Below are 8,637 nucleotides of genomic sequence, written 5' to 3' on the forward strand. Positions count from 1 at the left end.
TGAATTCAATAAACCTACAGCAGGGGTTTGTAAAGGTTATGTTCAAGCTAATCTTGCGATTTTGCCTAAAAGTGATGCTTATGATTTTTTATTATTTTGTCAAAGAAACCCTAAACCTTGTCCTTTAATTGAAGTCTTAGACGCGGGAGAATATCTTACAAAAACAAGTGCAAATAATGCAGATATTAGAACGAGTATTCCTAAATATAGAATATATAAAAAAGGCGAATTAGTAGAAGAGACAAGCAATATTATTAATCATTTTAAAGATGATTATGTGAGTTTTTTAATAGGTTGTTCGTTTTCATTTGAAGCAGCTTTATTAAATCACAATATACCTTTAAGACATATTGATGAAGATCATAATGTGCCTATGTATATTACAAATATTGATTGTGCAAGTGCTGGTAAGTTTTATGGAAAAATGGTTGTTTCAATGCGACCAATTAAACATAAAGATTTAATCAAAGCTACAACCGCAACAGCTCTTTATCCTAGCGTGCATGGAGCACCTGTTCATATAGGAAATCCTAGTGTAATAGGTATTAAAGATATTAATAATCCTGATTTTGGAGACGCATCTACTATTTATCCTGATGAAGAATGTGTATTTTGGGCTTGTGGGGTAACTCCGCAAAGCATAGCACTTACTAGTAAGCCTGATATTATGATAACTCATTCTCCTGGATATATGTTTGTAACGGATAGAAAAGATAGCGAATATAGTGTGTTTTAGTATTAAAAAAATAAATTTAAAGGATGATTATGTATAACAAATTTAAAATTACAAGCGAAACTTCATTGCTTTTATATCTTGAGCCTCCAATAAGCATAGAAAAACAACGCCTATGCTATGCACTTAATTTAGTAATTAAAGATATGCCTTATATAAAAGAAGTAGTGGTTGGAATGAATACTCTTTATGTCTTAACAAGTGATTTAAATTATAAGGATTTATTAGATTTACAAAGTAAATTAAATGAGTTAATTACTAGCACTAAACCACTAGAGCTATCAGGAAGATTGATTGAAATTCCTGTTGATTATGGTGGGGATTTAGGACTTGATTTAAAGGTAATTGCAAAGGCTAAAGGTATGAGTATGAGTGAGTTTGCTAAATTACACGCCGAGCCTATTTATGATGTTTATTTTATAGGTTTTCAACCAGGATTTGCATATTTGGGTGGATTAAATGAGATTTTACACACTCCAAGGCTTAGCACTCCAAGACTTAAAATTCCAGCAGGTTCGGTTGGTATAGGCGGAGCTCAAACAGGAATATATCCTTATCAAAGTCCAGGTGGATGGAATATCATAGGAAATACAAAGGCAAAATTATTTGATGTAAATAGCGAAAATCCGAGCCTTTTAAAAGCAGGTGATAGATTAAAATTTGTAATCAATAGCATTAAGGAGAGATTATGAAAATTACAAAAATATCATCAATTGCAACTATTCAAGATTTAGGTAGGTTCTCGTATAAAGGTTATGGGGTAAATGAGAGTGGGGCTTTAGATAAATGGAGCTTTATGTTAGGTAATGCTTTATTAGGAAATGACTTAAATGCACCTGCAATTGAAGTGATTTTAGGTGGGATAGAAATATATTGCAATAAGGCAATGACTTTTTGTATCACAGGGGCAAATTATGAAGCATTCATAGATGAAAAGCCAATTCATAATAATTATAGAATTAGAATTGAAGCAGGAAAAACTCTTAGATTAATAAGAGCTATGTCAGGAATGTGTGCTTATATTTGTGCTTATGGTGGTTTTAGTGCTGATTTTGTTCTTAATTCTGCTTCTACAAATCTTAGCGCATCTTTTGGTGGATTTAATGGTAGAGCATTAAAAGTAGGTGATGAATTAAGCATAGGTTCAAGAATGAATTTATCTCAAATAGCAGTATCTAGGATAAAACCAAGAGATAAAATAAGAATAATTAAAGGTGCTGAATGGGAGCTTTTTAGCGATGAAGCAAAGCATAATTTATTAAATCAAGAATTTAATATATCAAGCTCAAGCAATAGAATGGGATATAGGCTAAATAGTGATTTTAAACTTAATTTAATCAATGAATTAAGCTTGCCATCTCACGGAGTTAGTGCAGGAACTATTCAAGTGCCAAGTAGTGGAGAGCCTATAGTTTTATTAAAAGACGCACAAACAACAGGCGGTTATCCAAAAATTGCTCAAGTAATTGAAGCTGATTTAGGACTTTTTGCTCAAAGTAGAATTAATTCTAAGATTAGTTTTGAATTAGTAAGCATTGAAGAAGCTCTAATGGCAAAAAAAGAAAGAATTTCACATATAAATCAAATAAAGGAGTATGCAAGTGAGAATTGATTTTAATTCAGATTTAGCTGAAGGTATGCAAAATGATGATGAGATATTAGCTTTAATAAGCTCTGTTAATGTATGCTGTGGGCTTCACGCTGGTGGATATAAAGAAATATATAATACTTTAATTAAAGCTAAAGAATATAAGCTAAGAATAGGAGCTCACCCAAGCTTTAATGATAGGGCAAATTTTGGAAGAACTAATGAGAATTTAAATAAAGAATTATTACAAGCACTACTTGCTTATCAATTTGGTGCGATTAAGCAAATGTGCGAATTAGTAGGGGTAAAATTAAGCTATGTTAAACCACACGGAGCTTTATATAATATGGCTTGTGTTGATTTAGACTTAGCAAAAAATATTGCAATAGAAGTTGCAAAATTAGGCAAAGATATAGCATTAATGGGGCTTAGCAATTCTTGTTTAATTAGTGCAGCAAATGATATAGGTATTAATAGTATTAGTGAAGTTTTTGCTGATAGAAGATATACAGATGATGGTTTATTAGTATCAAGAACTAAAGAAAATGCTTTAATTGAAAATGAAGATGAAGCAATAAATCAAGTATTAAATATGATAAAACATTCATATGTAATCAGTGAAAATGGTAAAAAAATTAATATAAAAGCTGATAGTTTATGCGTTCATGGAGATAGCAAAAAAGCACTTTTATTTGCACAAAAAATCAAAAAAACTTTAGAAGAAAACAATATAAGCATAAGGAGTAATTAATGAAAAATAATAAAGCTATATTAGGTGCTGCATTTTTAATGGCTACTTCAGCAGTTGGACCTGGATTTTTAACTCAAACTGCTAGCTTTACGCAAAGCTTAGGGGCTAGTTTTGCTTTTATTATTTTAATGTCGGTTTTAATGGATATTGGGGTTCAATTTAATGTATGGAGAATTATTGCAGTTAGTAAATTAAAAGCTCAAGATATTGCTAATAAGGTCTTTCCAGGTGTAGGATATTTATTATCATTTTTGATAATTTTAGGTGGACTTGCATTTAATATAGGTAATATTGCAGGTGCTGGACTTGGATTTGAGACTATTTTTGGGATAAATCCTATTTTAGGAGCTTGTATTAGTGCAGTAATTGCTATAGGTATTTTCATTAATAAAGACGCAGGTGCACACATGGATAGATTTGCTAAGATTTTAGGTGCTATATTAATACTTATAATAATTTATATTGTGTTTAAATCAAATCCACCTTTAAAAGAAGTGGCTATTGAGACATTTGCTCCATCAAAATTTGATGCTTTAAGCTTGGTTACTTTAATAGGCGGAACGGTTGGCGGATATATTACTTTTTCAGGTGCTCATCGCTTACTTGATGCGGGGATTTGTGGTGTTGAAAATCTAAAAGAAGTTAGTAAAAGTTCGGTTTCAGGAATAATTATAGCTAGTATTATTAGGGTATTTTTATTTTTAGCAGTTTTAGGGGTTATTTCTTTAGGCGTTAGTTTAAATCCTAACAATCCAGCTCTTACTCCTTTTGAATATATTTTGGGTAATTTTGGTAGTGTTGTTTTTGGTATTGTAATTTGGGCTGCTTCTATTACTTCAGTGGTTGGTTGTGCTTATACATCAGTTAGTTTTATATCAAGCTTTAGTCCTTGGCTTAAAAAGAATGAAAACAATATAATAATAGCTTTTATTATATTTTCTACTTTAGTATTTTCAACTATAGGAAAACCAACTGCAGTATTAATTTTAGTAGGGACTTTAAATGGTTTTATATTGCCTATTGCTTTATGTGTGATATTAATTGCAGCTTATAAGAAAAACATAGTAGGAGATTATAAACACTCTAAAATACTTGCTTTAATAGGTTGGTTAATTACAATTGCTATGGGGTATTTGTGCTATGTAACTTTAATGAAATATATAAACTCTTAAAATAATTAGAATTTGAAATTAATATTTCAAATTCTAAAACCCCTTTAGCTTATTGTCTATAACCAAAAGTTATTACATAAGCTTCGTTTCTTGGTATAAAAAGTTCATCTTTTGGCTCATATACTCCTTTTGCCATATCCCAAGGAAAATATACATCAAGATTGCAATCTAAGCCATTATATTGTGTAAGTTGCAAAGTCCCTGCGAAAATTTGCTTGTGTTCTCCTTGCCATAAAGCATTTGTTGAATACAATTCATCATTTTCATTTGGTAATGTAAAAAATAATTCATATTCAATAGGAGCATTTTTTATTTTTTCTTGAAAATCTTTTGCTAAATAATCATTACTTGTTGTTTTTATTTCTTCTTCGCTTAAAAATTTAACTCCATCTTTTGGTTTAAAAGTCCATCTAGCTGGAAATTTGTTATTGTTTTTATCATCAAAGAAAAAAGTATGAACGCTGTAAAATTGAGTATTAGCAACGCTTTTTGAAAACCCTATATTTTTAGTATATTCTGCAAAATTTTTAAAAGACTGAACTTCGCTAAAAGCTTGTTTTATTTTTTCTTTATTTACATTACCATTTTCATCAGGTAATTGCATTTCGTGAAAATATCCAAATTCTTTTAGAGTTTTTGCAAAATTAATTGGATTGCTTAGCATTACCATAGTCCAATTATCATTATCTCCTTCTAGCTTAATAGCTAAACCCCTTGCTTTACTTTTATCATTTAATTCACCACCACCTAAAGAAACTCTTCCATTTACAGGTATGCTTTTTTGTTTAAATAGCTCAATATTGAAATATTTATTAATATTACTATCTGGCTTAAAAACTCCACCTACGCAAAAACCCTTATGATGATTTGGTTTTTTGCTTTTATCTCCCATAACATTCAACTTTACAATAATATCTGCTAGTTTTTGAGCATCATATTCTTTTGCAGCAATTTCTTCATTTATATTGTTAGCATATAAACTAATTGAAAGGGTTGTTGCGACACTAATTTTTATAAGATTTTTCATTTTTATCTCCTTAATACAAATATAAAAAATCTTATAAGATAAATATTAATAACTAATAATTATTTTTAAGTAATAATTAATTATGTATATCAAATATATCTAATAAAGTAGAAGTTACTTCTTCTATGCTTTTATTTGTGATATTTAAAAATGGGATATTGTTTATCTTCATTAAAAATTCCGCATTTTTTACTTCATTTTTACAATTAATTATACTTGCGTATTCAGAATTAGGCAGCCTTTCGTTGCGTATTTCACTTAGGCGATATGGGTCTATGCTAAGACCAAAAAGCTTGTTTTTATAAGGCTTTAAAGCATTAGGCAAAGCACAAGCCTTAAAATCATCAGGAGTTAGTGGATAATTTGCTACCTTAATTCCATATTGCATAGCAAGATAAAGGCTAGTTGGTGTTTTTGCTGATCTTGAAACCCCTATTAAAATTATTTGAGCATTATCAAGCGCGTAGATGAATTGTCCATCATCGTGCTCTAAAGTAAAATTAATAGCTTCTATTCTATTTTGATAATTTTTATTATGAGTGTTTGAGTGAGATAGACCTTGTTTTATGCTAGGTTTTACATTTAATTTATTTGAAATTAAGCTAACAAAAGGCTCTAATAAATCTATAAAAACACAATTAGAATTCTTAATATGATTAGCAATATTTACATTAATTAAAGTGCTAAATGCTAGCGGAATATCGGTTTTTGCTAATTCATTAATTTTATTTGCAACCTTAATCGCCTTTTCTTCGGTATTTATAAAAGGCTCTCTAATTTGTGTGAAAACATATTCATCTTCAAATTGAGCTAATACCGAGTGAGCAAATGTTTCAGCGGTTATTCCTGTTCCATCACTTATAAAAAACACAATTTTTTTATTTAATTGTTTCATTTAAGTTATCCTTGCTTGTTAAAATAAAATAATTCTATCAAAAAGGAGTGTGAAAATGGAATATGTTTTAGCTTTTTCAAAACTTAGAATGAGCGATGTAGAAATAGTTGGTGGTAAAAACGCTAGTTTAGGCGAGATGATTTCAAATCTTGCTAGTAGTGGGGTTAGAGTGCCTGATGGTTTTGCAACTACAGCACAAGCTTTTAGAGATTTTTTAAAATACAATAATTTAGATGAAATAATTACTAATGAGTTAAAGAATTTAAATCCTGATGATTTAGATACACTTGCTAAGTGTGGTGCAAAAATTAGAAGCTTAATAACTAAAGCTAATTTTCAGCCTTTATTTTTAGAGCAAATCATTAAGTTTTATAAAGAATTAGATAGTGATGGATTAGGCACTTTTGCTGTTCGTTCATCAGCTACCGCAGAAGACTTGCCTGACGCTTCTTTTGCTGGTCAGCAAGAAACTTTTTTAAATGTTAGTGGTATTGATGATATATTGGATAAAATCCGTTTGGTTTTTGCATCGCTTTATAATGATAGGGCGATTTCTTATAGAGTGCATAAGGGTTTTTCACATTTTGAAGTATCGCTTAGTGCTGGTATTCAGCGTATGGTAAGAAGCGATAAAGGAAGTAGCGGGGTTATGTTTAGCCTTGATACTGAAAGTGGATTTAAAGATGTTGTATTTATCACTTCATCTTATGGATTAGGCGAATGTGTGGTTCAAGGCTCGGTGAATCCTGATGAGTTTTATGTATCAAAAACTTGCCTAAAAAACAATAATAAAGCAATAATTTCAAGAAAAATCGGCTCAAAGCTAATTAAAATGGAATTTAAAGAAGAAAGAAAAGCAGGAGAAAACGCTGTAAAAGTAGTAAATGTAGCTAAAAATATGCAAGATAAATTTAGCCTAAATGATGAGCAAATAAACGAACTTGCAAGATATGCCTTAATTATAGAAGAGCATTATCAAAGACCTATGGATATTGAATGGGGATTAGATGGATTAGATGGTAAGATTTATATACTTCAAGCAAGACCTGAAACCGTTCAATCTCAAAAGAAAAAAGATATAAGCTATAAATTAAAAGAAGAATCAAAAGTCCTAATAACAGGTAGAGCAATAGGACAAAAAATAAGCGTTGGGGTAGTTAAGGTTATAAATGATATTAGTGAGATTTCTCGTGTAAATGCTGGAGATGTAATAGTTACTGATATGACAGATCCAAACTGGGAGCCTGTTATGAAAAAAGCTGCAGCAATAGTTACAAATAGGGGTGGTAGGACTTGTCATGCAGCAATTATTGCAAGAGAGCTAGGAATTGGTGCAGTTGTTGGCACTAGTAATGCTACAACTATATTAAAAGATGGAGATTTAGTAAGCGTTAGTTGTGTTCATGGAGATGAAGGTAGGGTTTATGAAGGGGCATTAAAATACGAAGTAATTGAAAATGAAGAATTTGAAATGCAAAATTGCGGTGTAAAAATAATGATGAATGTGGGAAATCCTGCATTAGCATTCAAATTCGCACAAATGCCAAATGATGGTGTAGGACTTGCTAGACTTGAGTTTATTATAAATAATCACATAGGCATTCATCCTAATGCTATTTTAGATTACGACAATATAAATGATGATTTAAGAAATAAAATAAATGAAGCTAGTAAAGGCTATGCTAATGCAAGAGAATTTTTTGTATCAAAATTAGCCGAAGGTATAGCTACAATTGCAGCTGCTTTTTATCCTAAGCCTGTGATTATTAGACTTAGTGATTTTAAGACTAATGAATATAGAAAATTATTAGGCGGAGAATTTTACGAAATGCACGAAGAAAACCCCATGCTAGGATTTAGAGGTGCAAGTAGGTATTTAGCTCCTAGTTTTGCGGAATGCTTTAAGCTTGAATGTGAAGCTTTAAAAATAGCAAGAGATGAAATGGGGCTAAATAATATTGAAATTATGGTGCCTTTTGTAAGGACTTTATCACAAGCAAATTCAGTTATAAATCTATTAGCAAAAAATGGCTTAAAGCGTGGTGTAAATGGCTTAAGAGTGATTATGATGTGCGAAGTGCCTAGTAATGCTATTTTATGCGATGAGTTTTTAGAATATTTTGATGGTTTTAGTATAGGCAGCAATGATTTAACTCAGCTTACTTTAGGACTTGATAGAGATAGTGGAATGGATATTTTAGTGGCTGATTTTGATGAAAGAGATGAAGCGGTTTTATTTATGTTAGAAAGAGCAATTACAGCTTGTAAAAAAGCAAATAAATATGTAGGAATTTGTGGTCAAGGTCCAAGTGATCATATAGATTTAGCCGTTTGGCTAAAGCAAAAAGGCATTAGCTCAATGTCGCTTAATCCTGATAGCGTTATTAGCACTTCAAAACGCCTAGCTAGTATTTAAAAATAGTTAATTTACATTGCTAAAAACAAAAAAGCAATGTAAATTTATTTTTTTT

Annotated in this window: 8 protein-coding genes; 6 read left to right on the forward strand and 2 right to left on the reverse strand. The window is 30.6% G+C overall.

The window, feature by feature from the left end; genetic code table 11:
- From AVBRAN12642_RS09270 to AVBRAN12642_RS09290, 5 genes are all read left to right on the forward strand, one after another.
- Positions 1 to 736: putative hydro-lyase (locus AVBRAN12642_RS09270; protein WP_336608275.1), on the forward strand; the 736-nt coding region annotated here is incomplete at its 5' end.
- Between the two features lie 29 nt (positions 737 to 765).
- Positions 766 to 1,425, forward strand: a complete 660-nt coding sequence (gene pxpB, locus AVBRAN12642_RS09275) for a 5-oxoprolinase subunit PxpB (RefSeq protein WP_214120413.1) — start codon at positions 766 to 768, stop codon at positions 1,423 to 1,425.
- Complete coding sequence (locus AVBRAN12642_RS09280; RefSeq protein ID WP_214120412.1) at positions 1,422 to 2,345, forward strand: biotin-dependent carboxyltransferase family protein; 924 nt, start codon at positions 1,422 to 1,424, stop codon at positions 2,343 to 2,345. The genes pxpB and AVBRAN12642_RS09280 overlap by 4 nt, the downstream gene beginning before the upstream one ends.
- Positions 2,335 to 3,072, forward strand: coding sequence for a 5-oxoprolinase subunit PxpA (locus tag AVBRAN12642_RS09285; protein WP_336607406.1), 738 nt, complete (start codon positions 2,335 to 2,337; stop codon positions 3,070 to 3,072). The genes AVBRAN12642_RS09280 and AVBRAN12642_RS09285 overlap by 11 nt, the downstream gene beginning before the upstream one ends.
- On the forward strand, positions 3,072 to 4,244 hold the full coding sequence (locus tag AVBRAN12642_RS09290) for an NRAMP family divalent metal transporter (protein WP_336607405.1): 1,173 nt from the start codon (positions 3,072 to 3,074) through the stop codon (positions 4,242 to 4,244). Before AVBRAN12642_RS09285 ends, AVBRAN12642_RS09290 begins: the two co-directional genes overlap by 1 nt.
- A 49-nt stretch (positions 4,245 to 4,293) precedes the next feature.
- Here AVBRAN12642_RS09290 and AVBRAN12642_RS09295 read toward each other — a convergent pair whose 3' ends face one another.
- Together AVBRAN12642_RS09295 and ppsR are read right to left on the reverse strand one after the other, a co-directional pair.
- On the reverse strand, positions 4,294 to 5,271 hold the full coding sequence (locus AVBRAN12642_RS09295) for a catalase (protein ID WP_336607404.1): 978 nt from the start codon (positions 5,269 to 5,271) through the stop codon (positions 4,294 to 4,296).
- Positions 5,272 to 5,347: 76 nt separating this feature from the next.
- Positions 5,348 to 6,166 carry a posphoenolpyruvate synthetase regulatory kinase/phosphorylase PpsR gene (gene ppsR, locus AVBRAN12642_RS09300; protein WP_214120410.1) on the reverse strand — a complete coding sequence of 273 codons (819 nt, stop codon included), beginning with the start codon at positions 6,164 to 6,166 and terminating at the stop codon, positions 5,348 to 5,350.
- A gap of 55 nt (positions 6,167 to 6,221) precedes the next feature.
- Between ppsR and ppsA the strand changes: the two genes are divergently transcribed.
- Positions 6,222 to 8,582, forward strand: a complete 2,361-nt coding sequence (gene ppsA, locus AVBRAN12642_RS09305) for a phosphoenolpyruvate synthase (RefSeq protein ID WP_336607403.1) — start codon at positions 6,222 to 6,224, stop codon at positions 8,580 to 8,582.
- Positions 8,583 to 8,637: the final 55 nt, after the last annotated feature.

This window comes from Campylobacter sp. RM12642 (genome assembly GCF_020137635.1).
Taxonomy (GTDB): Bacteria; Campylobacterota; Campylobacteria; order Campylobacterales; family Campylobacteraceae; genus Campylobacter_E.

Bases quoted from the DNA above. Each gene is read 5' to 3' on its own strand.
- pxpB (WP_214120413.1), top strand. From the start codon at position 766: ATGTATAACAAATTTAAAATTACAAGCGAAACTTCATTGCTTTTATAT.
- AVBRAN12642_RS09280 (WP_214120412.1), top strand. From the start codon at position 1,422: ATGAAAATTACAAAAATATCATCAATTGCAACTATTCAAGATTTAGGT.
- AVBRAN12642_RS09290 (WP_336607405.1), top strand. From the start codon at position 3,072: ATGAAAAATAATAAAGCTATATTAGGTGCTGCATTTTTAATGGCTACT.
- AVBRAN12642_RS09295 (WP_336607404.1), bottom strand. From the start codon at position 5,271: ATGAAAAATCTTATAAAAATTAGTGTCGCAACAACCCTTTCAATTAGT.
- ppsR (WP_214120410.1), bottom strand. From the start codon at position 6,166: ATGAAACAATTAAATAAAAAAATTGTGTTTTTTATAAGTGATGGAACA.
- ppsA (WP_336607403.1), top strand. From the start codon at position 6,222: ATGGAATATGTTTTAGCTTTTTCAAAACTTAGAATGAGCGATGTAGAA.